This is a genomic window from Pseudomonas sp. LM13, from assembly GCF_041381355.1.
In the GTDB taxonomy this organism is placed as follows: domain Bacteria; phylum Pseudomonadota; class Gammaproteobacteria; order Pseudomonadales; family Pseudomonadaceae; genus Stutzerimonas; species Stutzerimonas frequens.
Genome location: NZ_JACBXH010000003.1, coordinates 128,210 through 154,552, shown reverse-complemented (window position 1 = coordinate 154,552; position 26,343 = coordinate 128,210). Strand labels below are relative to the sequence as shown.

The 26,343-nt window shown below is 64.7% G+C and carries 30 protein-coding genes; 12 read left to right on the top strand and 18 right to left on the bottom strand.

The features are described from left to right. The gene (locus HZR81_RS04580) at nt 1-465 is read left to right on the top strand and encodes an N-acetyltransferase (protein WP_151320589.1); all 465 of its coding nucleotides are present in this window, start codon (nt 1-3) and stop codon (nt 463-465) included. Here the strand turns inward: HZR81_RS04580 and plsB are convergent. The 6 genes from plsB to HZR81_RS04550 form a co-directional block, all read right to left on the bottom strand. Next, nucleotides 423-2,924 (bottom strand): glycerol-3-phosphate 1-O-acyltransferase PlsB, encoded by a 2,502-nt coding sequence (plsB, locus tag HZR81_RS04575; RefSeq protein WP_500127437.1) that lies wholly within the window; start codon nt 2,922-2,924, stop codon nt 423-425. The genes HZR81_RS04580 and plsB overlap by 43 nt on opposite strands. A gap of 164 nt (nt 2,925-3,088) precedes the next feature. Next, nucleotides 3,089-3,457 carry a hypothetical protein gene (locus HZR81_RS04570; RefSeq protein WP_152481497.1) on the bottom strand — a complete coding sequence of 123 codons (369 nt, stop codon included), beginning with the start codon at nt 3,455-3,457 and terminating at the stop codon, nt 3,089-3,091. Next, nucleotides 3,450-4,127: a class I SAM-dependent methyltransferase gene (locus tag HZR81_RS04565; RefSeq protein ID WP_152481496.1), complete on the bottom strand. Its 678-nt coding sequence runs from the start codon at nt 4,125-4,127 to the stop codon at nt 3,450-3,452. Before HZR81_RS04565 ends, HZR81_RS04570 begins: the two co-directional genes overlap by 8 nt. A gap of 65 nt (nt 4,128-4,192) precedes the next feature. Further along, complete coding sequence (gene blaOXA / locus HZR81_RS04560) at nt 4,193-4,963, bottom strand: class D beta-lactamase (RefSeq protein ID WP_500127467.1); 771 nt, start codon at nt 4,961-4,963, stop codon at nt 4,193-4,195. 54 nt (nt 4,964-5,017) lie between these two features. Then, a complete protein-coding gene (locus HZR81_RS04555) occupies nt 5,018-5,587 on the bottom strand; it encodes a GNAT family N-acetyltransferase (protein ID WP_500127436.1) in 570 nt (189 codons plus the stop codon). Nucleotides 5,588-5,663: 76 nt separating this feature from the next. Then, entirely contained in the window at nt 5,664-6,131 is a 468-nt protein-coding gene (locus tag HZR81_RS04550) for a GNAT family N-acetyltransferase (protein WP_500127435.1), read from the bottom strand. Between the two features lie 261 nt (nt 6,132-6,392). On the opposite strand from HZR81_RS04550, the gene HZR81_RS04545 reads away from it, so the two are divergent. The 4 genes from HZR81_RS04545 (at nt 6,393) to HZR81_RS04530 (ending at nt 10,296) form a co-directional block, all read left to right on the top strand. Continuing rightward, on the top strand, nt 6,393-7,316 hold the full coding sequence (locus tag HZR81_RS04545) for an ABC transporter ATP-binding protein (RefSeq protein WP_500127434.1): 924 nt from the start codon (nt 6,393-6,395) through the stop codon (nt 7,314-7,316). Next, nucleotides 7,313-8,044, top strand: a complete 732-nt coding sequence (locus HZR81_RS04540; protein WP_500127433.1) for an ABC transporter permease subunit — start codon at nt 7,313-7,315, stop codon at nt 8,042-8,044. Before HZR81_RS04545 ends, HZR81_RS04540 begins: the two co-directional genes overlap by 4 nt. A 9-nt stretch (nt 8,045-8,053) precedes the next feature. Further along, nucleotides 8,054-9,889: a Gldg family protein gene (locus HZR81_RS04535; protein WP_230726362.1), complete on the top strand. Its 1,836-nt coding sequence runs from the start codon at nt 8,054-8,056 to the stop codon at nt 9,887-9,889. Between the two features lie 197 nt (nt 9,890-10,086). Next, nucleotides 10,087-10,296 (top strand): cold-shock protein, encoded by a 210-nt coding sequence (locus HZR81_RS04530; protein WP_003293422.1) that lies wholly within the window; start codon nt 10,087-10,089, stop codon nt 10,294-10,296. Nucleotides 10,297-10,424: 128 nt separating this feature from the next. Here the strand turns inward: HZR81_RS04530 and HZR81_RS04525 are convergent, their stop codons facing one another. From HZR81_RS04525 to dapE, 3 genes are read right to left on the bottom strand one after another with little or no spacing between them, the layout of a single operon-like run. After that, nucleotides 10,425-10,796: a hypothetical protein gene (locus tag HZR81_RS04525; protein ID WP_013983309.1), complete on the bottom strand. Its 372-nt coding sequence runs from the start codon at nt 10,794-10,796 to the stop codon at nt 10,425-10,427. 59 nt (nt 10,797-10,855) lie between these two features. Continuing rightward, nucleotides 10,856-11,662, bottom strand: a complete 807-nt coding sequence (locus HZR81_RS04520) for a putative RNA methyltransferase (protein WP_500127432.1) — start codon at nt 11,660-11,662, stop codon at nt 10,856-10,858. Further along, nucleotides 11,656-12,804: a succinyl-diaminopimelate desuccinylase gene (gene dapE, locus HZR81_RS04515; RefSeq protein ID WP_500127431.1), complete on the bottom strand. Its 1,149-nt coding sequence runs from the start codon at nt 12,802-12,804 to the stop codon at nt 11,656-11,658. Before dapE ends, HZR81_RS04520 begins: the two co-directional genes overlap by 7 nt. Nucleotides 12,805-12,931: 127 nt before the next feature. Here dapE and tcdA point away from each other — a divergent pair, with 127 nt between their 5' ends. The 3 genes from tcdA (at nt 12,932) to HZR81_RS04500 (ending at nt 16,412) form a co-directional block, all read left to right on the top strand. Beyond that, nucleotides 12,932-13,741 carry a tRNA cyclic N6-threonylcarbamoyladenosine(37) synthase TcdA gene (gene tcdA / locus HZR81_RS04510; protein ID WP_500127430.1) on the top strand — a complete coding sequence of 270 codons (810 nt, stop codon included), beginning with the start codon at nt 12,932-12,934 and terminating at the stop codon, nt 13,739-13,741. A 167-nt stretch (nt 13,742-13,908) separates the two neighbouring features. Further along, nucleotides 13,909-15,198 carry an OprO/OprP family phosphate-selective porin gene (locus HZR81_RS04505; protein ID WP_042928005.1) on the top strand — a complete coding sequence of 430 codons (1,290 nt, stop codon included), beginning with the start codon at nt 13,909-13,911 and terminating at the stop codon, nt 15,196-15,198. Nucleotides 15,199-15,281: 83 nt separating this feature from the next. Next, nucleotides 15,282-16,412: a GNAT family N-acetyltransferase gene (locus HZR81_RS04500; RefSeq protein ID WP_500127429.1), complete on the top strand. Its 1,131-nt coding sequence runs from the start codon at nt 15,282-15,284 to the stop codon at nt 16,410-16,412. Between the two features lie 8 nt (nt 16,413-16,420). On the opposite strand, the gene HZR81_RS04495 is transcribed toward HZR81_RS04500, so the two are convergent. From HZR81_RS04495 to HZR81_RS04485, 3 genes are all read right to left on the bottom strand, one after another. Further along, complete coding sequence (locus tag HZR81_RS04495) at nt 16,421-16,843, bottom strand: DUF6306 domain-containing protein (protein ID WP_156243715.1); 423 nt, start codon at nt 16,841-16,843, stop codon at nt 16,421-16,423. Between the two features lie 97 nt (nt 16,844-16,940). Continuing rightward, nucleotides 16,941-17,495 carry a peptidylprolyl isomerase gene (locus HZR81_RS04490; RefSeq protein WP_045632515.1) on the bottom strand — a complete coding sequence of 185 codons (555 nt, stop codon included), beginning with the start codon at nt 17,493-17,495 and terminating at the stop codon, nt 16,941-16,943. 28 nt (nt 17,496-17,523) lie between these two features. Continuing rightward, nucleotides 17,524-18,432: a LysR family transcriptional regulator gene (locus HZR81_RS04485; protein ID WP_200599449.1), complete on the bottom strand. Its 909-nt coding sequence runs from the start codon at nt 18,430-18,432 to the stop codon at nt 17,524-17,526. Nucleotides 18,433-18,492: 60 nt separating this feature from the next. Between HZR81_RS04485 and HZR81_RS04480 the strand changes: the two genes are divergently transcribed. Further along, the gene (locus tag HZR81_RS04480) at nt 18,493-18,813 is read left to right on the top strand and encodes a hypothetical protein (protein WP_014597137.1); all 321 of its coding nucleotides are present in this window, start codon (nt 18,493-18,495) and stop codon (nt 18,811-18,813) included. 30 nt (nt 18,814-18,843) lie between these two features. Here HZR81_RS04480 and HZR81_RS04475 read toward each other — a convergent pair whose 3' ends face one another. Next, nucleotides 18,844-19,275 (bottom strand): anti-virulence regulator CigR family protein, encoded by a 432-nt coding sequence (locus HZR81_RS04475; protein WP_045632514.1) that lies wholly within the window; start codon nt 19,273-19,275, stop codon nt 18,844-18,846. 148 nt (nt 19,276-19,423) lie between these two features. On the opposite strand from HZR81_RS04475, the gene HZR81_RS04470 reads away from it, so the two are divergent. Next, on the top strand, nt 19,424-20,755 hold the full coding sequence (locus HZR81_RS04470) for a DEAD/DEAH box helicase (protein ID WP_500127428.1): 1,332 nt from the start codon (nt 19,424-19,426) through the stop codon (nt 20,753-20,755). Between the two features lie 17 nt (nt 20,756-20,772). On the opposite strand, the gene HZR81_RS04465 is transcribed toward HZR81_RS04470, so the two are convergent. Then, a complete protein-coding gene (locus HZR81_RS04465; RefSeq protein WP_014597134.1) occupies nt 20,773-21,069 on the bottom strand; it encodes a hypothetical protein in 297 nt (98 codons plus the stop codon). A 143-nt stretch (nt 21,070-21,212) separates the two neighbouring features. On the opposite strand from HZR81_RS04465, the gene HZR81_RS04460 reads away from it, so the two are divergent. Continuing rightward, the gene (locus HZR81_RS04460) at nt 21,213-21,590 is read left to right on the top strand and encodes a hypothetical protein (RefSeq protein WP_014597133.1); all 378 of its coding nucleotides are present in this window, start codon (nt 21,213-21,215) and stop codon (nt 21,588-21,590) included. Nucleotides 21,591-21,600: 10 nt separating this feature from the next. On the opposite strand, the gene HZR81_RS04455 is transcribed toward HZR81_RS04460, so the two are convergent. Next, the gene (locus HZR81_RS04455; protein ID WP_394374694.1) at nt 21,601-22,455 is read right to left on the bottom strand and encodes a LysR substrate-binding domain-containing protein; all 855 of its coding nucleotides are present in this window, start codon (nt 22,453-22,455) and stop codon (nt 21,601-21,603) included. Between the two features lie 97 nt (nt 22,456-22,552). Between HZR81_RS04455 and HZR81_RS04450 the strand changes: the two genes are divergently transcribed. Beyond that, on the top strand, nt 22,553-22,780 hold the full coding sequence (locus tag HZR81_RS04450; RefSeq protein ID WP_110776462.1) for a DUF1127 domain-containing protein: 228 nt from the start codon (nt 22,553-22,555) through the stop codon (nt 22,778-22,780). Here the strand turns inward: HZR81_RS04450 and HZR81_RS04445 are convergent. The 3 genes from HZR81_RS04445 to mnmC form a co-directional block, all read right to left on the bottom strand. Next, a complete protein-coding gene (locus tag HZR81_RS04445; RefSeq protein WP_285531637.1) occupies nt 22,774-23,529 on the bottom strand; it encodes a sulfite exporter TauE/SafE family protein in 756 nt (251 codons plus the stop codon). The two genes, HZR81_RS04450 and HZR81_RS04445, sit on opposite strands and share 7 nt — an antisense overlap. 168 nt (nt 23,530-23,697) lie before the next feature. Next, complete coding sequence (locus HZR81_RS04440) at nt 23,698-24,255, bottom strand: Tll0287-like domain-containing protein (RefSeq protein WP_500127427.1); 558 nt, start codon at nt 24,253-24,255, stop codon at nt 23,698-23,700. A 105-nt stretch (nt 24,256-24,360) separates the two neighbouring features. Beyond that, nucleotides 24,361-26,343 carry a bifunctional tRNA (5-methylaminomethyl-2-thiouridine)(34)-methyltransferase MnmC2/FAD-dependent 5-carboxymethylaminomethyl-2-thiouridine(34) oxidoreductase MnmC1 gene (gene mnmC / locus HZR81_RS04435; RefSeq protein ID WP_500127426.1) on the bottom strand — a complete coding sequence of 661 codons (1,983 nt, stop codon included), beginning with the start codon at nt 26,341-26,343 and terminating at the stop codon, nt 24,361-24,363.

Below are 26,343 nucleotides of genomic sequence, written 5' to 3'. Positions count from 1 at the left end.
ATGATCCGCCCTAACCGCCCCGATGATCTGGAAACGCTGCTGGGCATCTGGCTCGAGGCATCCAGCCGTGCCCATGATTTTGTCGAGCGCGGCTTCTGGGAGGCGCGGCTGGATGACATGCGCAACCTCTATCTGCCCGCTGCGCAGACCTGGGTCTACGAGCGGGATGGCACGGTGGTCGGCTTCGTGTCGCTGCTCGATGACGTCCTGGCCGCTATCTTCGTGGCGCCAACGGAGCAGGGCCATGGCATCGGCTCGGCGCTGCTCGAGCACGCCAAGGGCCTGCGCGAGCGGCTGAGCCTGACCGTTTATGCCGCCAACAGCGCCAGTATCGCCTTCTACCGTCGCCACGGTTTCCAGATCGCAGGCGAGCAGCTGGACGCGCACACCGGCCACCCGGAGCGGGTGATGACCTGGCAGCGTCAGGCGTCGGTTGCAGGCGGCGGTGAATCGCTTTCGTCGTGATGACGCTCCAGCGCGACCTGACGGATCGACAGGCGAATCTCCGCCGGTAGCACGCGCTTGGCCGCGCCCTCGGCCAGTTCCGCGAGCTTTTCGTGATAGCCGAGTCGGCCGTTTTCGTCGGGGCTGACCACGCCTTGTTCCTGCATGCTCTGGATGAAATGGCGGAACAGCGCCTTGTCGAAGAACTCCGGCGCGTTGAGCCCGTGGAGAATCGACAGGCGTTGGGCCATGACCGTGCAGAGGTTCTCCAGTTCCTCGGCGCTCAGGCTGTGCTGGCCGCTGTTGAGCAGCAGCGAGGTGGCCATGTAGAAACGCTGCAGGGTCTGCACTAGCACCCGCGCCAGCAGCGTGAGCAGCACGAACTGCCGCGAACTCGGCGCCGGGCGCACGTAGTGGTTGCCGTCCACCTTGAGCAGGTCGCGCTCGACGAATGCCGCCAGCCACTGGTCGACCACGGCTTCCAGTTCCTCGACCTCCCAGCGCATGAACAGCTCGGCACGCAGATAGGGGTACAGCGCCTCGGTGAAGCGCTGGATCTGCTCGCGGCTGATGCGCGAGCTGCTCTGGAAGAAGCTCGCCAACAGCGCCGGCAACGCGAAGATGTGCATCACGTTGTTGCGGTAGTAGGTCATCAGGACGGCATTCTGCTCGTCTAGATAGAGGATGTTGCCCAACGCGTCCTTCTGCTCGGCGAGCAGGTCGAGGCTCTTCACGTAGGCGATCAGCGCGTTGCCGTCGCCCTCCGGCAGGGTGGTGTGCGGCGAGTAGGGCACCGCGCGCAACAGCGCCTGGTAGAGATCGAGGATGCGTGCCAGGGATTGCTGGTCTAGCGCCTGACGGCTGGTGGAGAGCATCGCCAGCGCCACCAGGTTGACCGGGTTGACGGCCGCCGCCTCGTTGAGGCGCTGGGCGATGCGCTCGGCCAGGCGATTGGTGGTGTCGTTCAGCCATTCGGGACGGTAATCCGGCGCGTAGGTCTGCTGACGCCAGCCGGGTTGTTCCTGCTCGAGGAATTCGTTGAGCTTGAGTGGCTCGCCGAAGTTGACCCAGACCTGACCGAAGCGCTGCTTGAGCGCGCCGATGACCTTGAAGATGTCGAAGATCGACTCCTTCTTCTTCGCCGCGCCGCGCAGCTCGCCGAGGTAGGTGCGGCCCTCCAGCACCCGCTCGTAGCCGATGTAGACCGGCACGAAGAGGATCGGCAGGCGCGACGAGCGCAGGTAGCTGCGCAGGGTCAGGGCCAGCATGCCTGTCTTGGGTTGCAGCATGCGGCCGGTACGCGAACGCCCGCCTTCCACGAAGTACTCGACGGGGAAGCCGCGGGTGAACAGGTTGTGCAGGTATTCGTTGAACACCGAGGTGTACAGCGGGTTGCCCTTGAACGAGCGGCGCATGAAGAAGGCGCCGCCGCGGCGCAGCAGGCTGCCGATCACCGGCATGTTGAGGTTAATGCCAGCGGCGATGTGCGGCGGCGTCAGGCCGTTGCGGAACAGCAGGTAAGAGAGCAGCAGGTAATCGATATGGCTGCGGTGGCAGGGCACGTAAATCACTTCGTAGCCGCGCACGGCGTCCTGCAGCGGCTCGATATGGTTGACGCGGATGCCGTCGTAGATCTTGTTCCAGAACCAGGAAAGCACCACCTCGAGAAAGCGCACCGCCGTGTAGGCGTAGTCCGAAGCGATCTCGTTGCCATAGCGCAGCGCCTTGGCCTCGGCCTTCTCGATGGTGATCTTCTCGCGTTCGGCTTCCTCGCGAATCGCCTGGCGGACCTGCGGTGCGTGCACCAGACCCTTCACCAGATTGCGCCGGTGCGACAGGTCCGGCCCGATCACCGCAGTCTTCTGGTTGCGGAAGTGCACCCGCAGCATGCGATGGACCATGCGCAGCGTGCGCTCGTGCCCCTTGTTCTGCGCCACCAGCTCGTTGAGCTGGATCGGCGCGGAGAACTGCACGCGGGTCTTGCGCCCCAGCACCAGGATGCTGAGCAGCTTGCGCAGGCGCCCGGTGACCGCCCAGCTGTCGGCGAACAGCAACTTCCAGGCGCTGGTCTCGCGATTCGGCGACTGTCCCCAGAACACGCTGACCGGAACGATCTGCGCGTTCTCCACCGCGTTGTGTTCCAGCGCGCCGACCAGCCGCACCAGCGCCTGTGGCGCGACCAGTCGGGTGCGTCGGCCGAACCAGCTGGGTGCCGGATTGAGGAAGAAGAAAGCGGCCGGTTCCACCAGTTCGCCCACCGCCACGTCGGCCACCGGGCGCGGCAGCCCGGCCTTGCTGCACTCGGCATCGAGCACGGCGAGATCACTCAGCGAGGGTTGCTGCAGCACATAGAACACCGGTTTGCTGCGATCCAGCTTGAGGGTAAAGGCGGACTGGTTGATGGTCTCCGAGCGCACCCAGGTGTACAGCACACGGCGCAGCAGGGAGAAGATCAGACGGCGAACGGGGGAGCGGGTCATACGGCGGATTCGACTGTGGAAGGGGCGGGCCCTCGAAGGCGGCAAGTGTGCCCCAAGCGAGGTGGGCGGGCAAAACCTGCGCTGCTCGGTTGGGGCCCGATCGGACCGGCATCTGCCCGGCTCGTGACCTGCGATGGCTCGCTAGGCAGCCGTTTCGAAGCGCGTCAACGGCTACGAAGACGCGCGCCGGCATAGGCCCCGGCGAGAAACAGCAGCGACCAGAGCAGCAGAAACGCGAGGCCCACGGCGAGCAACGGACTGAGGGGCAGGAACAGGAGCAGGTACAGCACCTGACCGACGACGCCCCCCAGGTACTGTGCCCAGAGCGGTCGCGGCACGATAAAACCGGACAGCACGCCGGCGGTAAACAGCGCACCACTGTAGTACAGGCCGTCGCCGTCCCAGGGTTCGGCCTGACCACTGGCCCAGGGCGACAATGCCCAGATGAAAGCGCCGGCGAGAGAGGCGATCAGCAGCGCCTGCACGACCGGCCGGGCGCTAGGGCGCATCGGCTCGCCGCGCGTATCACGCATGGATCAGCCCGGCCTGGTAGAACGGCACGGGGCAGGCAAAGCCGCCGGCCTCGATGATGGACGCGACCTGCTCCGGGGGCAGTATCGCCACGTCACGGTCATAGGCGGCACGCATCTGCTCTAGGCCTGCCGCGGGAATGCCGGCGAGGGTCATCATGTTCAGCCAGGTTTCCAGCAGCGCCGCATACGCTGGCGTGGTGACGTCCGCTGCCAGGTCAGAGCTGGCCAATAGCGCTCCCGGGCCGAGTCGGGCGGCTATGTCACGAAAGAAGCCGATGCGTACGTCGCGCTCGAGAATGAACTGGGATACCAGCAGGGAGGTTGCCGCGTCGAAGGGGGCCTGCTCAGGCAGTGTCTCCAGGTAGCCCTCATGGAACTGGCAGCGCTGTTCGATTCCGGCTCGGATTGCCTTGTCGCGAAGGACGTGCAGCATCGCGCCCGATGGCTCCACCGCGGTGAAGGTCCAACCGGGTCGGCACTGGGCCAGGTGCAGAATTTCCTCGCCGGTGCCGGCGCCGATGCACAGTACCCGCGCCTCGGCCGGCAGCGGTGCGAACACCGCCTCCAGAAGAAAATGCAGGGCATTGCGAATGGGCGCGGTTCTGGCCCAGCGCTCGTCATAGCTGGAGGCCTGTTGATCGAATACCGCTTTGATCTCGTCGCTGCGCATGGCGGCTCCATGTGGGGTGGTGCAGATCGTGGCTTCGCCGGCTACCGCGGAACTCGCCGGAGGATTCATTCGGCAGGCAGGATGCCCTTGGCCCGCAGCGCATCTAGCGCGATCCGCTGGCGCAGGGGCAGATCGGTCGCATCGCCGGTGTCCAGATTCAGCGCGAACAGCCAAGTGCCGGCGCCGGCTTCAACATAGCCGATGTACCAGCCGATGCCAGGATTGTCGCGAGCCGCCCAACCGGTCTTGGCATACAGGCTATAAGCCGGCGTGCTGTCGACGCGCATGATGGTCCTGAGGGTGTCGTAGCTCTTCGCCCGGTACGGCAGGCTGCGCGCGACCACCTGGCGCAGCAGGCCCACCTGTTGTTCGGCGCTGACCCGCAGCGAGCCATCGAGCCAGAACTCGGTGACGATGACAGGTTCGTGCAGCTGCCCGTAATGCGCCTGGCGGATGTGGCGCAGATAGGCCGCCGTGCCCACCCGCCGGGCCAGCCTCTGGTAGCACCAGACGCAGCTGACCCTGAATGCGCTCTTCAAGGTCTGGTCGCGGTTCCAGTCCTCGATCTCGTAACGGGTGCCGTCCCAGGGGATGATCTCGTCCGCCCCGGCGATGGCACCTTCCTCCAGTGCGATCAGGGTGTTCAGCACCTTGAACGTGGACGCTGCGGGAAAAGCCGTGCCGGCGCGTTCATCGTTGTGGACGAAGCGCTGGCCCGTGGCGACGGACTCGATCACCAGTGTCCCCTCGACCCCCGCGCGTTCGAACAGACGGGCAATTGCCCCGTCCTCCGCATGGGCGAAGCCGGGAGCAGCGAGCAGCAACAGGGAGAGCAACAGGACGGGCATGACCAGGACCAGGTTGTAGGTGGGAGCGTGTTCGGACGGGGCTCAGTCACCTGCAATCTGCTGCGCCCGATAGTCCACCTGCGAAAGACGGTACAGGCAGTGTGCGCGAAGTGGATGACCGATGGGTATGCTCGGATGCTCGAAGCGGCTCGCCTCGCGCATGCCGATTCGTTGCATGACCGCGCGCGAACGCTGATTGCCGACCGTGGTGAAAGAGACGATTTCCGCCAAATCCAGCCTGTCGAAGGCCACCGCGAGCGCACCGCGCGCGGCCTCCGTTGCCAAACCTCTGTGCCAGTGCTGGAAGGCCAGGCGCCAGCCGATCTCCACGCAGGGCGAAAAGGGCAGCTCGGCGATCGGTACATGCAGGCCGAGGAAGCCGATGAACTCGGCGGATGCCTTCAGCTCCACGGCCCAGAAGCCCCATCCTCGCTGCTCGATCAGCGCCTGGCAGCGATCGGCCAGCGCATCGCTCTCGTCGCGCTCGAGCGGGGCAGGGAAATACTCCATGACCCGCGGGTCTGCGTTCAGTTCGGCAAAGGGCGCCCGGTCGCTCGGGCGCCATTGCCGCATGAACAGGCGTTCGGTTTCGAATTCGATCGGGTTCGGCATTGCAGTGCTCTCGGATCAAAGGAGGAGGCTGTTGCTCGCAGCTCCGTTTGCAGCAAGGGCGGCGACTTGGCCGCGGCTAACCGGAATCACCTGAATAGCTGAGCGTTAGGCGCAGCATGTCCAGGTGGCGGATCCCGACCTCGATGATCGGCTCGGGGTAGTGGTCGACGAAGAAGTCTCGTTCTATTCGCGTTACGCGAAAGCCCTGGCGTTGATAGAACGCCAGTTGATAGCCGAACGACCCCGTGCCCACTTCGAGCCGGCCGGCGCCGAGCCTGCGGTAGTGCTCGATGATCCATTCCAGCAGTGCCGTGCCGTAGCCCGCTTTCTGCCGGGTGGGTCGTACCGCGATATTCATCAGCTCATGCGCGCCTTCGCCGATCGGCCGCACGACACCGATGCCGACGACCGTTCCGTCGAGCGATGCGGCGAAGCACGTCGAGTCCGCCAGATACGAGCGCACCTTGCTCGGCGAAGGATCGGCGAACAGCAACAGCTCCATTGGCGCCAGTGAGGCAGGAATTTCTCCGAAGCGTAGGGACATGTGTCGGTAACCACCTTGAGAGGCGGCGTGATCAGGCAGATCGATCGCCGCTTTCCATGGATTCGAGAACGTACTTCAAGCGCTGTGCGGGGTCCATTGCATCGCTTGGAGGCTTGGCGGCAACGTCCGGCAAACGTTGCCGCCAAGCCGCGTGGTTGCATTCGTCCAGTAGCTGTTCTTATAGTTCCGCCGGCATTTTTGCAGGGCCTGGCTCGGGTCGCGCGGCGGCACGCCAGGCCTTGTGCGCACTGGTGAGAGCCCATGATCGAAATAAGCAACCTGACCAAGCGTTTTGCCCAGCACACCGCGGTCGACGACCTGTCGTTCCAGGTCCAGCGCGGAGAGGTGCTGGGGTTCCTCGGCCCCAATGGGGCCGGCAAGTCCACCACGATGAAGATGCTGACCGGCTTTCTCGCGCCGACATCCGGCACTGCCCGCATCCTCGGTCACGACATCCGCACCCAGACCCTCCAGGCCCAGCGGCTGATCGGCTATCTGCCCGAAGGCGCACCTTGCTATGGCGACATGACGGTGCGTGGCTTTCTCGAGTTCATCGCCGAAGTGCGCGGTTTTCGCGGTGCGGACAAGCGTCAGCGGGTCGATGCAGCTGTCGCCCAGGTGGAATTGCCGAAGGTGCTGGGGCAGAGCATCGAGACGCTGTCCAAGGGCTTCAAGCGGCGTGTCGGTCTGGCCCAGGCGATCCTGCACGACCCTGACGTGCTGATCCTCGACGAGCCCACCGACGGGCTCGATCCGAACCAGAAGCATCAGGTGCGCCAGCTGATTCAGGGGCTGGCGCAGGACAAGATCGTCATCATTTCCACCCATATTCTCGAGGAGGTGAGTGCGGTCTGCACCCGCGCGGTGGTGATCGCCAATGGCCGGCTGGTGGCCGATGGCACGCCGCTGGAGCTGGAAAGCCGCTCGAAGCATCACCAGGCGGTCACGCTGGTCAGTGATGCGCCGCTGGACGAAGTCGCCCTGGCGGCCTTGCCGGGTGTCGCCGGTGTCGAGCGCAACGAGCGCGAGCACAGCCTGACCGTACTGGCGCAGCCCGGGCACGTGATCTTCCCGCAGGTCAACGCGCTGATCGCCCAGCAGGGCTGGGCCGTCACGGAGCTGGACGTGGAGCGCGGCCGGCTGGATGAGGTGTTCCGTAACCTGACGCGAGGGGAAGCGCTATGAGCCAGTTGCCGGTCATCTTCAAGCGCGAGCTGGGCAGCTATTTCGCCACACCGCTCGCCTATGTGTTCATCTTGATCTTCCTGGTCTTGTCCGGGGTATTCACCTTCTACCTGGGCGGTTTCTACGAGCGCGGCCAGGCCGACCTGACGCCCTTCTTCAGCTTTCATACCTGGCTCTACCTGTTCCTGGTACCCGCTATCGCCATGCGCCTGTGGGCCGAGGAGCGCAAGTCCGGTTCCATCGAGCTCTTGATGACGTTGCCGATCACCCGTTTCGAGGCGGTCGCCGGCAAGTTCCTCGCCGCCTGGGTTTTTGCCGGGATCGCGCTGCTGCTGACGTTCCCGATGGTCATCACCGTCAATTACCTGGGTGAGCCGGACAATGGCGTGATCGTCGCCGGCTATCTCGGCAGCTGGCTGCTGGCCGGCGCCTTCCTGGCCATTGGCTCGTGCATGTCGGCGCTGGCGAAAAACCAGGTGATCGCCTTCATCCTCTCGGTGGCGGTGTGCTTCCTGTTCATCGTCAGCGGTCTGCCGATGGTGCTCGACGCCCTCGCCTGGGCGCCGCAGTGGCTGATCGATGCAGTGGCTTCGCTGAGCTTCCTGATCCGTTTCGACTCCATCAGCAAGGGCGTGATCGACCTGCGTGACCTGCTGTATTTCGTCACGCTGATCGTCGCCTGGCTGGCGGCCACCGCCGTGGTCGTCGACCTGAAGAAAGCCGCCTGAGGAGTCACCATGAAACGAGTCATCTATTCCGGTGCCGGGCTGCTGCTGATCGCGCTGGCATTCCTGCTGTTCAATGGGCTGACCGGCACGCTGCTGACCAATGCCCGGCTGGACCTGACCGAGCAGAAGCTCTACACCATTTCCGAGGGTACCGAGCGCATCCTCGAGGGGCTGCAGTCACCCATCGAGCTGCATTTCTTCTATTCGGACGAGACCGCCAAGGACCTGGTCGCGCTGCGCAACTACGCGCGTCGGGTCGAGGAGATGCTGCGTGCCTATCAGCGCGCCTCTGGCGGCAAGCTCAAGCTGCACGTGATCGATCCGCAGCCGTTCTCCGAGGAAGAAGACCGCGCCGCCGAGTTCGGCCTGCAGGCGGTGCCGCTCAACCAGGGCGGTGACAAGGTCTACTTCGGGCTGGCCGGCACCAATGCCGAGGGCAATACGCAGATCATCCCGTTCTTCCCGCTGGATCAGGAGGAGTTTCTCGAGTACGAGGTCAGCCGCCTGGTGCAGAGCCTGGCGACTGCCGAGCTGCCGGTGGTGGGTGTGCTTTCCGGCCTGCAGCTGACCGGGGGCTTCGACATGCGCACGCAGCAGGCGACGCCGCCGTGGATGGTGCTGGAGGAGGTCCGCCAGCTGTTCCATATCGAGAGCCTGCAGCGCGATGTCGATCTGATCCCCACCAATGTATCGGTGCTGCTGCTGATCCATCCGAAGGATCTGCCCGAGCAGACGCTGTTCGCTATCGACCAGTTCGTCCTGCGCGGTGGCAAGCTCCTGGTGTTCCTTGATCCGCACAGCGAGATCGATCCGGGCATGGGCATCGGCCCGGGCGAGTTCGGCGAGGAGCGGGTCTCTGACCTGGAACCGCTGTTCAAGGCCTGGGGCGTGCGTATGGTGCCGAAGAAGGCGCTCGCTGATGCCGCTTACGGCATGTCGGTGGGCATGGGCGCTGAGCGTCGGCCGGTGCGGCATGCCGGTTGGCTGAGCCTGCCGCGTGCCGCGCTGGACCAGGATGACGTGAGTGTCGCCGCGCTGGAGAACATCACGCTCGGCAGTGCCGGCATTCTCGAGCCGCTGGAAGGGGCGACCACGCGCTTCACCCCGCTGATGCGCAGCTCCGAATACGCCATGCCGGTGGATGCCGGACGCTTCGCCACGCTGGACAACCCCGAGACCCTGTTGCTCGACTTCGAGCCCACCGGCGAGCGCTATACCCTGGCGGCGCGGATTCAGGGTCCGGCGCAAACCGCGTTCCCGAATGGCATCGAAGGGCGTGAGAAGGGCATCCAGGAGAGCCAGAACATCAACGTCATCGCGGTAGCCGACACCGATATGCTGGCCGACCGCATGTGGGTGCAGGTGCAGGACTTCTTCGGTCAGCGCGTTCCGCAGCCCTGGGCGGACAACGGCGCCTTCGTGATCAACGCGCTGGATAATCTCTCCGGCACCGATGCGCTGATCAGCGTGCGTTCGCGCGGTCGCTTCACCCGTCCGTTCACGGTAGTGGAAACCTTGCAGCGCCAGGCCGAGGATCGTTTCCGCGAGAAGGAGGAGGTGCTGCAGCAGCGTCTGGCCGATACCGAGCAAAAGTTGGCCGAGCTGCAGAGCCCGGACCCCGAACAGGCACTGGAGCTCACCGGCGAGCAGGAACAAGCGTTGCGCCAGTTCCTGCAAGAGAAGGTGCGCATCCGCAAAGAGCTGCGCGAGGTGCGCTACCAGCTCAACGCCGATATCGAGGCGCTGGGACGTACGCTGAAGTTCGCCAATATCGCGTTGGTCCCGCTGGTACTGACGCTGGGCGTGCTCGCGCTGTGGCTGTGGCGCCGCCGCCGTAGTGCCTGACGCTGGCCGGCACGGCGGCCACGGCCGTCGTGCAGACGGACAATGCGAGACGGAAAGGGGCTGACAGCAGAAATCCTTGGCTTATACTCCGGCGACGGCTGCTTTCGAGTCGCATTTGCAAGCTGACGAATGCACGAGGGCCAGGCTGTGCAAACCCTCTTCCGAGGAATAACAAAAAGCGAGTTGGAGAAGTGGTAATGGCTGAGCGCGAAACCGGGACCGTCAAGTGGTTCAACGATGCAAAAGGCTATGGATTCATTCAGCGGGGTAATGGCGCCGACGTGTTCGTGCATTACCGCGCCATTCGTGGCGAAGGCCATCGCTCGCTGGCCGAGGGGCAGCAGGTGGAATTCTCGGTGATCCAGGGCCAGAAAGGCCTGCAGGCCGAGGACGTCGCCGGCCTCTGACTCCGGTCGCAGAAGAACGAAGCCCGTCCTGATGACGGGCTTTGTTTTTTGAGCTGGCGACGCTCCGCTGCAGACCACCAAGGGCCAATCTGCTGTTTCCTGGTGGGTGTTTCACAACCCGGGTGCGATCAACCCGTGCGCCAGACTATTTCTTCCTCGCCGTCGGCACTGACGCGAATCCAGCGGTCGGCCTCTTCCTCGGCTTCCTCTTCCTGCCAGCCACCCGGTGCGCAGCGGATTTCCACACCCAGGGCCTGATGTGCCGCGCGCGCACAGGCCAGGTCATCGGCCCAGGGCGTGGCGTCGCTTTCCAGGAGCAGGCAGTGCCATTTGCCGACCGCCTTGGGCAGCCAGGTCACTGGAATCCCGGCGGCGTTGCACTTGAAGGTCTGGCCTTTCTGCTGCCAGGCGGAGCAGGGGCCGATGGCCTCGGCCAGCCACTCGCCGACGGCTTCCTGGCTGGCATCCCTGAGGTAGATCTCGATATCGGGTTGACGCATGGGCGACTGCCTTCTGTGTTGTGCCTTGGCCTGCCTCGTATGCTGTCGAGGCGTTTGCCTTAGGAAATTCGTTCGATCCAGTCGTAGCGTATCGCAACCCGCACCGTCAGCGGCGTGTCGATGACGGCGGCGCGCCGCTCGGCGCTGGCGCGCCAGCCGTGCGGGGTCATCGCCAGGAGATCGGCGCGGGCCTGGGCGTTGTCCAGCTGCAGTTCATAGCTGAGGGTTTCGCTGTGGGTCAGGCGCATGCCGTCCGGAATGAGCGACAGGTGTTTCTCGTCGTCGTAGTCGCGTACCTCGTCGTAGAGCCGCGCGCGCAGCTCCCACAGGTGCTCGCGGGTCGGCCCCATGCGCAGCAGTCCGCCGCCGGGCGAGAGCAGGCGTCGCGCTTCCTGCCAGTCCAGCGGACTGAACACGCTGGCCAGCAGGTCGCAGCTGGCCTCGGCCAGCGGCACGCGGGCCATGCTCGCGACCAGCCACTCGAGTTGCGGCGCGCGTTTGCAGGCGCGCTTGATCGCCTCGCGGGAGATGTCCAGTGCATAGCCTTCTGCATCCGGCAGCGCGGCGGCCAGTTGGGCTGTGTAGTAGCCCTCGCCACAGCCGATGTCCAGCCAGCGTTGCGGCGCGCGCTCGGCGGCCAGCTCGGCGAGGCGTCGAGCCAGCGGCGCATAGTGACCGCCATCGAGAAAGCGCCGGCGCGCCTCGACCATCGCCTGGTTGTCGCCTGGATCACGGCTGTTCTTGTGCTGCACGGGCAGCAGGTTCAGGTAGCCCTGGCGCGCGCGGTCGAAACGGTGGTTGGTCGGGCAGGCCACGCCGTTTTCCACCGCGCTGAGCGGCGTCTGGCAGATCGGGCAGATCAGCATGCCAGCAGGTTCACCAGGGTCTGGTAGTAGATGTCGGTCAGCACATCGAGATCGCTGGCCAGGATGTGCTCGTCGACCTGGTGGATGGTGGCATTGACCGGGCCGAGCTCGACCACCTGGGTACCCAGGGTGGCGATAAAGCGTCCGTCCGAGGTGCCGCCGCTGGTGGATGGTGTGGTTTCACGGCCGGTGACGCTGCGGATCGCCTTGGCCACTCCGTCGAGCAGCGCGCCCGGTTCGGTGAGGAACGGCAGGCCGGACAGTGCCCAGTCCACGTTCCAGTCCAGACCGTGCTTGTCGAGGATCGCCGCGGTGCGTTGCTGCAAGCCTTCGACGGTCGACTCGGTGGAGAAGCGGAAGTTGAATACCGCTTCCAGCGTGCCGGGGATGACGTTGGTGGCGCCGGTGCCGGCGTTCAGGTTGGAGATCTGGAAGCTGGTCGGCGGGAAGAACGCATTGCCATCGTCCCAATGTTCGGCAGCCAGCTCGGCCAGTGCCGGCGCAGCCAGGTGGATCGGGTTCTTCGCCAGATGAGGGTAGGCCACATGGCCCTGCTGACCGCGAACGGTGAGCGTGCCGCCCAGCGAGCCGCGGCGACCGTTCTTCACCACGTCGCCCACCAGACTGGTGCTCGAGGGTTCGCCGACGATGCACCAGTCCAGGCGCTGGCCGCGCTCGCGCAGGCGTTCAACCACCGCCTTGGTACCGTGGTGCGCCGGGCCTTCCTCATCGCTGGTGATCAGAAAGGCGATCTGTCCCTTGTGGTCCGGATGGTCGGCGGTGAAGCGTTCCACTGCGACGACCATGGCGGCCAGGCTGCCTTTCATGTCTGCCGCGCCGCGACCGTGGAGCATGCCCTGCTCGTCGATGCGCGCACTGAACGGCGGGTTCTGCCAGGCCTGCAGCGGGCCGGTGGGAACCACGTCGGTATGGCCGGCGAAGCACAGCACCGGGCCTTCGTTGCCGCGAATGGCCCAGAAGTTTTCCACGTCCTCGATATGCATCGGCTCGATGGTGAAGCCGCAGGCCGCCAGGCGCTGGCTCATCAGCTGCTGGCAGCCTTCATCCAGCGGCGTCACCGATGGGCGATTGATCAGCTCGCAGGCGAGTTCGAGCGTCGGGGAGAGGGCAGGCGCGGTCATCAGGGCTCCGGTGCGGCGGGGAAAGGGCGCCATATTAAAGCAAAGGCGCGGTTGCGGTGACGGCTGGATGCAGTGGTCGTGGCGTCATGAGGTCTTATAATCGCCAGGTTTTTTCCGGGGAGTCGGCATGTCTATCGATGATCAGCGTTTCGGCGGTATTGCCCGCCTGTATGGCCGCGTCGGCCTCGAGCGGCTGACGGCTGCGCATGTGGCGGTGGTCGGCATCGGTGGCGTCGGCTCGTGGGCGGCCGAGGCGCTGGCGCGCAGCGGGGTAGGCGAGATCAGCCTGTTCGACCTGGACGATGTGTGCATCACCAATACCAACCGGCAGATTCACGCCCTCGATGGCGCAGTGGGCAAAGCCAAGGTCGACGAGATGGCCGCACGTATTCGCGCCATCAACCCGGCCTGCCAGGTTCATGCAGTGGCGGATTTCGTCACCCGCGAAACCATGGCCGAGTACATCACCGAAGACATGGACTGCGTCATCGACTGCATCGACAGCGTGCCGGTCAAGGCGGCGCTGATCGCCTGGTGCAAGCGCCGCAAGATCCAGATCATCACCACCGGCGGCGCGGGCGGGCAGGTGGACCCGACGCAGATCCAGGTCGCCGACCTGAACAAGACCTTCAACGACCCGTTGGCGGCCAAGGTGCGCTCGCTGCTGCGTCGCGAATACAACTTCTCGCGCACGCCGGGGCGCACCTACAGCGTGCCCTGTGTGTTCTCCACCGAACAGTTGCGCTACCCGAAGCCGGACGGCGGCGTGTGCCAGAGCAAGAGCTTCGTCGGCGAGGGCGTCAAGCTCGACTGCGCCGGTGGCTTCGGCGCGGTGACCATGGTCACCGCCACCTTCGGCATGGTCGCCGCCGCGAAGGCGGTCGACAAACTGGTCGCCGGAGCCCGGCGGCCTAGCGAGCGCAACGCCCGCAGCTGATGAAAACGTGCCGCAGCCGCTCTGCGATGCGGCTCCCCGGAAAGTTCCGCTGTCACAAAAGATTTACATATCAGTCATTTGGCTGACATACGCCGTCGCCAAGATTGCCCCCAACACAAAGAGCCCATCTCGTGTGTTTCCGACGCTAAACATAAAGGGGAATTTTGATGATCCGTAAGCACTTCGCCGGTTTCGCTGCCAGCGCCCTCGCTCTGGCCGTTTCCGCCCAGGCTTTCGCCGGTACCGTCACCACCGACGGCGCCGATCTCGTTATCAAGACCAAGGGCGGCCTGGAGGTCGGAACCACCGACAAGGAGTTCTCGTTCAAGATCAATGGCCGCCTGCAGGCTGATGCCGACAGCTTCGATGGTTTCTACACCCAGAACGGCGAGCGCGCAGACGAGACCTATTTCCGTCGTGCGCGTCTGGAGATTTCCGGTGTTGCCTTCACCGATTGGGGCTACACCTTCTACCGGAACTTCACCAACGATTCCAGCAACTGGAACGAACTGGCCATCCACTACAACGGCTGGAAGCCGGTCCAGGTTTCGATTGGCCGTATCAAACCGACCTTTGGCCTGGAAGAAGCGGTCAGCTCCAAGTGGATCACCGCCATCGAGCGCTCGGCGATCTATGACCTGGCGCCCTGGCTGAACGACCACGAAGACGGCGAAGGCATCCGCGTGCGTACCACTGTCGGCATGTTCCACGGCGAGGCCGGTGCCTATCGTCAGGATGGTGGCGACGGCGTCGACATGCTCGAGGACGAAGATGGCGCCAACAACACCAGCTTCGTGCTGCGTGGCGTGATCGCCCCGATCGTCGAGAAGGACCAGGTGCTGCACTTGGGCGCGAGCTTCGGTCAGCGTGACGTGGAAGAAGGTTACCTGGAACGCATCCGTCCGCGCCTGTCCGTGCGTGGCACCACCGAAGACAGTGCCAACGGCAACCGCGCCACCTTCGGCGGCACTCGCACCGACGGCAGCGATCAGGCCTGGGGTCTGGAAGCGGCTTACATGATCGGCCCGTTCTCGGTTCAGGGCGAATACCTGACCCGCACCGTCGACGCCATGGAAGGTTTCGAAGACCTCGAAGCCACCGGCTACAACGTCCAGCTGGCCTACACCCTGACCGGCGAGTCGCGTTCCTACAAGCTCGATGGCGGCAAGTTCGACAAGATCAAGCCGGAGAACAAGCAGATCGGTGCCTGGGAAGTGTTCTACCGCTTCGACGACATCACCGTCGATGAAACCGGTGTTGCACCGAGCGGTTATGTCGGGGCGCTGGACAGCGCAGAAGCTGGTGCGAAGACCCACACCATCGGTCTCAACTGGTACGCCAACGAGTCGGTGAAGCTCTCGGCCAACTACCTGAAGACCAGCGTGGACGACGTGGTAAACGCCAATGGCGACGACGACGGCGACGCCATCAGCCTGCGCGCCCAGTACGTGTTCTAAAACATCACCTCATCCGTGATGCTCCATTGAGCCCCGCCCTGGCGGGGCTTTTTTTCGCCTGCGGGACAGGCCAGACTGCGCGCATGCCTATCCAGACCCTGTACCGCCTCGCCGAACTGCCTCCCGCCGAATGGGATGCGCTGCTGAGCGATGATCAGCCCTTCCTTCGTCACGCCTTCCTCTGCGCGCTGGAAGACAGCGGCAGCGTGGGTGGGCGTAGCGGCTGGCAACCTGCCCATCTCCTGCTGCGCGACCCGCAGGGCGCGTTGCAGGCAGCCTTGCCGCTGTATCGCAAGTTTCATTCGTACGGCGAGTACGTGTTCGACTGGGCCTGGGCGGATGCCTGCCAGCGGGCTGGCATCGCCTACTACCCCAAGCTGCTTTGCGCGGTACCTTTCACTCCGGTCGCTGGCGGTCGCCTGCTGGGCGACATGCAGGCTGCCGCCGAGCTGCTCGATGTACTCACCGCTGGGCTTGAAAGGCAGGAGCTGTCGGGGTTGCATGTGAATTTCACCGAGCCGCTGGCCGATCAGCTGCTGGCGGGGCGGGAGGGCTGGCTGGAGCGCATCGGCTGCCAATTTCATTGGCACAACCGTGGCTACCGCGACTTTCAGGACTTTCTCGATGCACTGACCTCACGCAAGCGCAAGCAGTTGCGCAAGGAGCGCGAACAGGTGGCGGGGCAGGGCATCAGCTTCGAGTGGCGCGATGGGCACGAGCTCAGCGAAGCGGAATGGGATTTTGTCTATGCCTGCTACGCCAACACCTATCAGGTCCGCGGTCAGACGCCCTATCTGACTCGGCAATTCTTCAGCCTGCTGGCCGAGCGCATGCCGCAGGCGATTCGCGTGGTGCTGGCGTTACAGGGCTCGAGGCCGGTGGCGATGGCCTTCAGCCTTCGTGACGACAGCGGGCTATACGGCCGTTACTGGGGCTGCCTGGCAGAGTTCGACCGTCTGCACTTCGAGACCTGTTTCTACCAGGGGATCGACCAGGCCATCGCGGACGGCCTGCAGCGCTTCGATGCCGGTGCGCAGGGCGAGCACAAGCTGATTCGGGGCTTCGAGCCGGTGATCACGCGCTCCTGGCATTACCTGCAGCACCCCGGTTTGCGCGCCGCGGTGACGGATTTTCTGCAGCAGGAGCGCGTCGGTGTGCTGGCTTACGCCGAGGCGGCGCGCCAGGCGCTGCCGTACCGGCAGGCCGGCAGCTAGCACTTGCGTCAGGCGTGGGACGCGGCGCTGTTTTCCTCGTGGATATCCAGCATGCGCTGCAATTCGCTGCGCAGCAGGGGGTCCTGGCAGCCCGGCAGATACTCGCGCAGCTTGCGGATTACCCATTGCTGCCCCTTGTCGACGAACGGCAGACGCTCGTCCAGCGACTCGATCGCCATAGCCTTGCCGTAGAAGGCGCCGGTGTCCTTGTTGGGCTCCACGCCCAGATGCTGCAGGCAGTTCAGCAGCAGCTTGCAGCTCTCGATCTCGCCTTGGCGAATCTGCTCGAGCAGCTGCCGCTGTTCCGGGTCCGTGGCCTGTTGCAGCGATTCGCCGGCAACCTTGGCGCCCGCACGTTCGGCGCTGAGCAGGTCCTGCAGCAGCTGGGCTTCGCCTTCCGGTGTGTTCAGCGGGCTTTGCGGGGTAGTCATATCGCGATCTCCTGTCGGTTGAGGGTTTCGCACGATGGCGGCAGCGGGGTACGCGCCGCCGTAAATGCGAAGGGCCGGTGAACCGGCCCTTCGGGGATCAGAGTTTCTTCGCGGTGATGATCTTCACCGGAGTCAGCGGCACGTTCTGCATCATGGCGCGGTTGCCGGTGGGGACCTGGGCGATCTGGTCGACGACCTCCATGCCGCGCACCACCTTGCCGAACACCGCGTAACCGAAATCGCGGCTGCCGTGGTCGAGGAAGTCGTTGTCTCGGTGGTTGATGAAGAACTGGCTGGTCGCTGAGTTGACGTTCTGCGTACGGGCCATGGCCACGGTGCCGCGCACGTTGTGCAGGCCGTTGTCGGCCTCGTTCTTGATCGGCGCCTTGGTGGGCTTCTGGTTCAGCCCTTCGCCGAAGCCGCCACCCTGGATCATGAAGCCAGGGATGACGCGGTGGAACACGGTGCCGTCATAGAAACCGCTATCGACGTAGCCGAGGAAGTTCTCGACGCTGACCGGCGCCTTTTCCGCCTCGAGCTCCAGTTCGATCTCACCCAGGCTGGTGGTCAGCAGCACGCGAGGGTTTTCGGCAGCGAGCAGGTTGCCGGCCAGTAGTACGGAACAGGCGGCGAGGGCGATGCGTTTCAACATGATGGTTTCCTGATGTTGGGGAAAGCGGTCAGCCGGCCAGCGAGTTGGCCTGTCCGGCATCGTACGTCTTGATCAGCTCGATGAGAATCCGGGTAGCCGGCCCGAGCGGTTTGTCGTGGTTAGTGTAGAGATAGAACAGCGGCCGGCGAATGCTGCCTTGGACCAGTGGCAGCGGCTTGAGTATGCCTTCAGCCAGCTCGCGGCCGATCAGGTGGCGCGGCAGCCAGGCGAAGCCCAACCCGCTGCTGACGAAGGCCACTGAGGTAGCCAGACTGCCCACCGTCCAGCGCTGTTCGGCGCCCAGCCAGCCGGCGTCGCGCGGCTGACGCAGGCCGGTGTCGCGCACCACGATCTGCATCTGGCTCTGCAGGTCCTGCACGCTGAGCTTGCGTCCCAGTTGATGCAGGGCGTGGTCGGCATGGGCGACGGCGACGAACTCGACAGTGCTGAGTTCGCTGCCCAGATAGCCAGTGATGTCCAGGCCGCTGATGGCCAGATCCGCCGTGCCGTCCTTGAGCACTTCTTCCACGCCGGACAATACCTCCTCGCGCAGCCGAACCCGGCAGCCACGGCTCTTGGGGATGAAGTCGCTGAGGGCGCGGATCAGCTTGGCGCTGGGGTAGGCGGCGTCGACCACCAGCCGCACCTCGGCTTCCCAACCCTGCTCCATGTGGTGCGCCAGCTCTTCCAGCTGGCTGGCCTGGGTGACCAGTTGCCGTGAGCGACGCAGCAGCACCTCACCCGCTTCGGTCAGCACCGCCTTGCGGCCGTCGATGCGCAGCAGCGGTACGCCGAGCTGCTCCTGCATGCGCGCCACGGTATAGCTGACCGAAGACTGCGAGCGATGCAGGGCTTCGGCCGCCTGGGCGAAGCCGCCGTGGTCGATGACCGCCTGCAGGGTGCGCCACTGATCGAGGGTCACACGGGGCACTTTCATTCCTTCGGTTCCTTTAGCAAGGTCTGTTACGCTGGCCCTTCTGTCGAGGAGCTCAGTCAAATGAAAACAATCGGTTACCTGCTCTTTGCCCTGCTGCCTTTTGCGGCCAGCGCCGCCTCCTATCCCGTGGACATCGACCAGCAGCTCAACGGCGCCGAAGTCACCGTGACGCCGCAGGTCATCGATCGCGATCTCGCCGGCCTTCTGCTGCACAACTACGGGGAGATGGCAGCCGTTTGCACTGCCGTGTTCCGGAACGGTCCGGAGGCACCGCGTACCCGGCGCACGGAGCTGCAACCCGGTGAGCGCAAGGCGCTGACGTCGAAGTTCAAGCGCGACGTGATCCGGTTGCGCATCAAACTGACCTGCGAACCGAAGTAGCTCGGCCGCCAAGGCGCCAGCCGTACGGGATCAATCCAGTACGTTCTCCAGGATTTCGTAAACGATGCCCGTGGCGATGGCCACCAGGATCACGTCACGCCCCAGCTGCTTCCATTCATAGCCTTCGTAGCGTGGCAGATGGCCGAGCAGGCGATTGTCCAGGTTCTTGGCGATGCCCGGCGGTAGTGGTTTGCCGCGCGACAGGTTCTTCTGGATGCCAGGGGGCAGGGACGATGGCGGCATGAGCAGCTCGCGGTGGTTGCGCAGCGTGATGCGAACCGCGCCGATATCCACGGACGGCCCCTGGTGATGATATTGCTGCGCCGGCGCCTGCCCCTGGCCGCGCTGAGCCTTGTACTTACTGTTGCCGGGGTGATCGTTGTTCGGCTGCGCCGCCGTCACCGTGGAGAGTGCCAGTGAAAGCGCGCCGGCCAGCAGCGCGATCCGCTTCATCGAGTTCATGCGAACCTCCTGGGCATTAAGCCGCTTCGCTTTGTCAGCTTAGCCTGTGTTTGCCAGAGAAAACATGCCGGCTGTTACAGAACGCGCCTTTGCCGGGCAGACCGGGTAACCTATGCCATCGTTCTTTTCGACCTCCGAGGTAGCTCCCTTGTTTGACCAATTCGCCCTGCACGAACGCCTGCTCAAGGCCGTCGCCGAACTCAAATTCGTCGAGCCGACCCCGGTGCAGGTGGCGGCGATTCCGCCGGCGCTGGAAGGGCGCGATCTGCGTGTAACGGCCCAGACCGGCAGTGGCAAGACGGCTGCGTTCGTGCTGCCGATGCTCAACCGTCTGATCGGCGATGCCCAGCCGCGGGTCGACGTGCGCGCGCTGATCCTGTTGCCGACCCGCGAACTGGCCCAGCAGACCCTCAAGGAAGTCGAGCGCTTCTCGCAGTTCACATTCATCAAGTCCGGTCTGATTACCGGTGGTGAGGACTTCAAGGTCCAGGCCGCGATGCTGCGCAAGGTGCCGGACGTGCTGATCGGCACGCCGGGCCGGCTGATCGAGCATCTGAACGCGGGCAACCTGATCCTCAAGGATGTAGAGGTTCTGGTGATCGACGAGGCCGATCGCATGCTCGACATGGGTTTTGCCGAAGACATGCAGCGTCTGGTAGGAGAATGCGAAAAGCGTCAGCAGACGCTGCTGTTCTCTGCCACCAGTGGGGGCGCCGGGCTGCGCGAGATGGTCGCCAAGGTGCTGAGTGATCCGCTGCACCTTCAGCTCAACCGCGTCAGCGAGCTGAACGAGGCGACCCGGCAGCAGATCATCACCGCCGACGATGTGGCACATAAGGAAAAGCTGGTGCACTGGCTGCTGGCCAACGAGACCTATCAGAAGGCGGTCATCTTCACCAACACCCGCGCCCAGGCCGATCGTCTGTACGGTCATCTGGTGGCAGGCGACATCAAGGTCTTCGTGCTGCACGGGGACAAGGACCAGAAGGAGCGCAAGCTCGCCATCGAGCGCCTCAAGCAGGGCGGTGTGAAGGTGCTGGTAGCCACCGATGTGGCTGCGCGCGGCCTGGATATCGAGGGCATGGACCTGGTGATCAACTTCGACATGCCGCGTTCGGGTGACGAGTACGTGCACCGCATCGGCCGTACCGGACGTGCCGGCGCCGAGGGCCTGGCGATCTCGCTGATCTGCCACAATGACTGGAACCTGATGTCCAGCATCGAGCGCTACCTCAAACAACGCTTCGAGAAGCGGGTGATCAAGGGGCTGAAAGGCACCTATCAGGGGCCGAAGAACCTCAAGGCTTCGGGCAAGGCCGCTGGCAGCAAGAAGAAAAAGATCGACAAGAAAAAGGGCGTAGAGAAGAAGTCCAAGCCTGCCGGCAAGCGCCCGAACGGCGCCAAGCGGGAGACGCCGTCGCCTGTAGTCAGCCAGGACGGCATGGCACCGCTCAAGCGCAAGAAGCCGACGGCCGAGTGACACTCGGCTGATTCGCCCTAGCGTTGCGCGTCGGCCGGCGGAATGTCGGCCTCGCGCTCCGCTTGCTCGATCTGCTGCAGGCGTTTGTCATAGGCTTCGCACTCGTTGCCAAGCTGATCGGCGCTGCGCTTGGCGTCCATCTGTCGAATCTCCTCGTTGATCTCTTCTGCCCGGGCCGGGTTGCTCTTGGTGAGCTGATTGACCCGTTCGGCCAGCTGTTCCGCCTTGGCATTGACCTCGTCCGGCGTGCAGGCCGCATGGGCGGTCGGTGCGGCCAGCAGGGCGGCGGTCAACGTAATCGTCAGCAGTTTCATGGCTGTGTCCTCGCTCAGTCGTTCCTAAAGGTGGATTGCCGCCCAGCCGCTTTAGTTCAGCGCGAACCGGCGGCCAGCGAAAGCGGTCGGTATGTACAGGCGCCCTGTCTACGGGGCGGAATACCTGCTACGGGAGAATGGCCATGAGCTACAAATGGGACCTGATCCAGCGCTTGCTGCATGAAGTGCAGGACAGCGCGAACGATACATTCAAACCACGTCGCTATGCCGAGGAGCATGCCGCGCAGCTGGAGAGCGAAGGCAAGTCCATGCCCAATCTGGACAGCCTGCGTGCCGAGGCGGCCGACTACGAGAGCCTGTTGTTCGAGGGAGGGTTCATCGCCAGTCGCCCCGAAGAGCAGGGCGGGAACGGTGAGAATTTCGTTCTCACCGAGCGTGGCTCGCGCCTGCTGGCGATTCTCGACTCGCCTGCTGAGCAGGACCGGCGCCAACGCCTGGCGGAAAAGGGCGAGGCTGCTCTGGTACCGGAGGTGTTCGACCAGCTGGCCGCCGGCGTTTAAGTCGTCGCAACTACAGTCGGAAACCGTCGACGATATAGCCGGCCAGGGTCTCGCTGACCGGTGAATGCCGTTGCGGATTGCGTAACAGGACGATGCTGGTTTGCGGCAAGCCGGGCAGCCCGTCCGCCTCGCCAAGGATATTCAGCTCAGCCGGGATCAGACTCTGCAGCTGCGCTGTCAGTGCCAGCCCGGCGCCGACGATGGCCATGATCGCGGCGAGACTGGGGCTGCTGTAGGCGATCCGGTAGTCGATTTCGCGGGCATCCAGCGCATTGCAGACCCAGGCCCGGCAAAAGCAGTCGGAGTTGAAAGTCGCAAGCGGCAGTGGACTGTGGTCTTCGAGATTGAAGCCTGGTGCGGCCGCCCAGACCACGTGCTCCTGACGCAACAGTTGGCCGATTTCGGTGCCTGGCTCACGGGTGACGATGCTCAGGTCCAGGTCGCGGCGCTGCAGCAGCTGGCTCGACGGCTCGCAGTGCACCTCTACCTGGACCAGGGGAAAGGCCTGGGCAAAGCGCGCCAGGATGCCCGGCAGGAAGCGCATGACGTAGTCGTCCGGCGTGCCGATGCGAACGGCACCAACCATGTGCGGCTGGCGCAGCGTGGTCATCACCTCGCCATGCAGCTTGAGGATGCGCCGGGCGTAGCCCAGCAGTATCTGACCCTCGGCTGTGAGCCTGACCTGACGGCCGCTGCGTTCGAACAGCGGACGCTCCAGGACGTCCTCCTCCAGACGCTTCATCTGCATGCTGACCGCCGACTGAGTGCGGTTGACCGCTGCGGCGGCGCGAGTGAAACCGCCGTGATCGGCGATGGCGACGAAGCTGCGCAGCAGTTCGGTGTCGATGTTCGGGTAGCTCGCCATTCATCAATCCCCAAGATGCAAGGCATCAGAAGCATTCGTTGGATTGATCATAATCGCCGCGCGAGACTGGCGCCAATCCAAACCGGAGGGCGTCGTGATGAACATGCAGAAGATCGTTTCGTACAGGCTTCAGCTGCCGGAGACTTCCCTGACCGCGGTTCTCGCGCGGGCCTGGTCGAAGACACGCCGTTGGCGCGAGCTGGCACGGCAGCGGAGGCAGCTGGCCAGTCTGAGCGACGAGATGCTCAAGGACATCGGCCGCAGCCGTGCCGACATCGAATGGGAAGCGAGCCGGCCGTTCTGGGATGACGCCGAGCGTCAGTGACCCAGCACCAGCTTTTGAATCCCCAGGGAGAGGCTGACGAGTACCAACATCAGGGCGAACAGGCGTTGCAGCAGGCTGCTGTTGAGGTATTGCGCCAGGCGGTTGCCGAACAGCACGCCGCAGGCACCACCGAGTGCCAGGCCGCCAAGCAGTGCCAGCGGAGGTTCGGCGTCGGTGAGATAGAGCAGGAAGCCGCCACCGCTGACCAGCGCGATCACCGCCATCGACGTGGCCATGGCGCTGAGCAGTGACAACGAGGTGAACCAGAGCAATGCCGGGACGATGAGAAAGCCTCCACCGACACCCATCAGCCCCGACAACAGGCCAACTCCCAGGCCAATGCCGAGCAGCGCCGAATAGCGATTCTCGACGTTTTCCTTGGCCGGCAGGCTGGCGCCGCGCCACATCCGCCAGGCCGACCAGAGCACCAGGAGGCAGAAGCCGATGATCAGGGCACGTTCGGGAATGAACTGCCCCAGCCACTGGCCGGCGGCATTGCCCGGCAAGCCGCAGGCCGCCAGCAACACCACCGGGCGCCAGGCGACCTGACCGAGCCGCGCCCGGGGGATCGCGCCGATGAGCGCCGACATGGCCACGGCACCGAGGCTGACGCCGATGGCATCGCGTAGCGGCAGGTGCAGACTGAGCAGCAGTGGCAGGGCGACGAGCGATCCGCCGGCTCCGGTAAGGCCAAGCAGCAGCCCGAGTACCAGGCCGATGCCCAGCGCTTCGAGCAGCAGTACGTCCATCAGGCGCAAGTGCTCGGGGGCGGGGACATGTGGGGGGCCGTATCTGGCTGCATGAATACTCCATCGTGAGCGTCCATTGTCATCGTTGGTACGTCCGCTTTGACGAGCGTTCCCCACAATGAACGGCGGGCGCTGGCGGTGCGCGACCGCCGTGGAGTGTAAAGCCTATCAGGGCGCCAGGGCACGGCTCAGGGTGAATGCGCCACGCAGGTCGCCTTCGCGGAAGCCGCGCGCCTGGTCCTGCGGGTAGTGCTTATCGAGCAGCTGCAACAGTTCCGGCTTGATGTTCTCGCCATGGCAACCCAGGCAGGCCTCGGCGGTGCCGATTGCCTGCATGTAGCGATACTCGCCGGCAATCACTTCGCCATGGCTGAGCTGTTGAACGGGTTCACCGGCAGCGGCGCGCTGGGCGAACTGCTCCAGCACGCGGCGCTCCCAGGCATCCGGTGCGTTGTCCGGATTGCGCAATTTGAGGGCGGTGCGGCCGACGGTCCAGGGCGCCTGGCTGTGCTGGGCGGCAATGCTCGGCGCGAGGGACTGACAGGCTTCGACCGCCTGCGCCGGACCCCCATCGGCCATCGCCTGTTTGACGGTGCCGAGCAGCTGTTGCTGGAACGGGGCGATCAGGCCGACGGCCTCGACGCGCAGTTGCTCCGGATCGGCCGCAGGGGCCGCTTGAGCGCTGAGGGAAAACAAGCCGAGAGCGAGCAGAGACAGGGTTTTCATGGGACCTACGCCGGTTGCTTTGTATAGTGGGGGGAGTATCTTTCGGTGCGCGCTTCGATGCAAGCCGTCACCCGCTCGGATGACGGCTTGCGCTGCCAGGTGAGGTCAGGTGCCGCGAATCAGCTTGCGCAACAGGAAGCGGTTGGGATGGCAGGCTTCCGTCACAGCCCGTGGTAACGGCAGCGGCTCGTCATCCAGCCAGGCGGCCAGCAATTCGCCAGAGACTGGCGCGCTGATCATTCCTCGCGAGCCGTGGGCGGTATTGACATAGAGACCGTCCAGCCAGGGGCAGGGCGCGTTCTGATTCGCCCGTGCATTTCTGGCCAGTCCTGCATAGGCTTCGGCAAAGGCTTGCGAGTCGGCCATTGGACCGATGATCGGCAGATAATCGGGGCTGGTGCAACGGAACCCGACGCGCCCCTGCAGCGATTCGGTGCGTTGTGGATCGGCCTCCAGGCGTGTGTAGAGGTCGGCCGAGATCTGTTCGAGCATTTCCAGGTTCGCCTGGTGTTCGGCAACACTGGGCGCAGCGTCGGTCTCCTGGAAGTTGAAGCTGGCGCCCAGGGTGTGCATGCCGTCACGTGGCGGTGCGACGTAGCCCTTGGCGCAGAGCACGGTGCGTAGCGCCTCGCTCTGTGAGGTCGCCGGCAGGCAGGATATCTGGCCGCGTATGCGCTTGAGCGGCAACCAGGCGCTCTGGCCGAAGCGCGCAACCTCGGCCGCACCTGCGAGCACCATTACCGGCGCCTCGGCAAGCAACGTTTCCCCACTCCAGGCCTGCCAGGATCGACCAACGCGCCGCAGATCCAGAACTTCATGGTGGCGCAGCAACTCGATGCCGGGCCGTTGCAGCAACCAGTGGCACAGCGCAGGCGGATTGGCCCAGCCCGCCTGCGGATAGAACAGTCCCCCTTCGGGCAGCTCGACACCGGCCAGCGCCTCGGCTTCGGCCTTTGACAGTGCGCGGACTAGATCGGCCGGAAAGGCCTGCGTCAGTTCGGCCTGGCGCTCACGTTCCTTTTCGTCGTAGACCAGCTGCAGCACGCCGCAAGGCTGCCAGTCGTGGCCTCCGTGCAGGTTCTCCAGCAACCGACGGGTATAGCCGAAACCGCTGACCACCAGCCGCGACAGGGCCGTGCCATGGGCGGACAGCTTGAGGTACAGGACGCCCTGTGGATTGCCGGAGCCTTCCTGCGCAGCATCGGCATGGCGTTCGAGCACGCTGACCTGCCAGCCGCGCGCGGCCAGCGATGCGGCCGTGGCGCAGCCGGCCAGCCCGGCACCGACAACCACCGCCCGGCGCTCGCTCGAGGCGAATCCGGGCCGGGCGAACCAGGGCTTGTCGGTTGCCGGCGTGTTGGTGGCGAGGAAGCGCCCGCGCAAGATCTCGCGCTTGTGCCCATGGCCGGGCACGCGCTGCATGTCGAAGCCGGCCTCCATCAGCCCGCGGCGAACGAAACCGGCGCTGGTGAAGGTACCCAGGGTCGCCCCGGGTGCCGATAGCCTGGCCAGCTCGGCAAACAAGGCTGGCTGCCACATCTGCGGATTCTTCGCCGGTGCGAAACCGTCGAGGAACCAGGCATCCACTCGGGCATCGAGGTTCGGCAGGCAGTCGGCGACATCGCCGATGAGCAGGGTCAGTATGACCCGGCCGCCGGCCAGGACCAGGCGCTGATACCCGGGGTGCAACGCGACGTACTGCGACAGCAGCTGTTCGGTCTGTGCCCGCAGCTCCGGCCAGAGCGACAGGGCGCGCTGCATGTCATCACAGGTTAGCGGGTGTTTTTCGACACTGACGAAGTGCAGGCGCGCCTGTGGATCGGCGGTGCGTTCGAACAGCTGCCAGGCGCAAAGGAAATTGAGGCCGGTGCCGAAGCCTGTCTCGCCGACCACCAGACGCTCGCCGGCCTGCAGCGCGGCGAAGCGTCGTGCAAGATCGTTCTGTACAAGAAACACGTGTTCGGTTTCGGCAAGCCCGCTGGCTCGCGAGAAATACACATCGCCGTACAGGCGTGACTGCGGCAAGCCATTTTCGTCCCAGTCGAGTTCGGCGTGGGTGAAAACATCGGTGACGGGACGGTCGGTCAT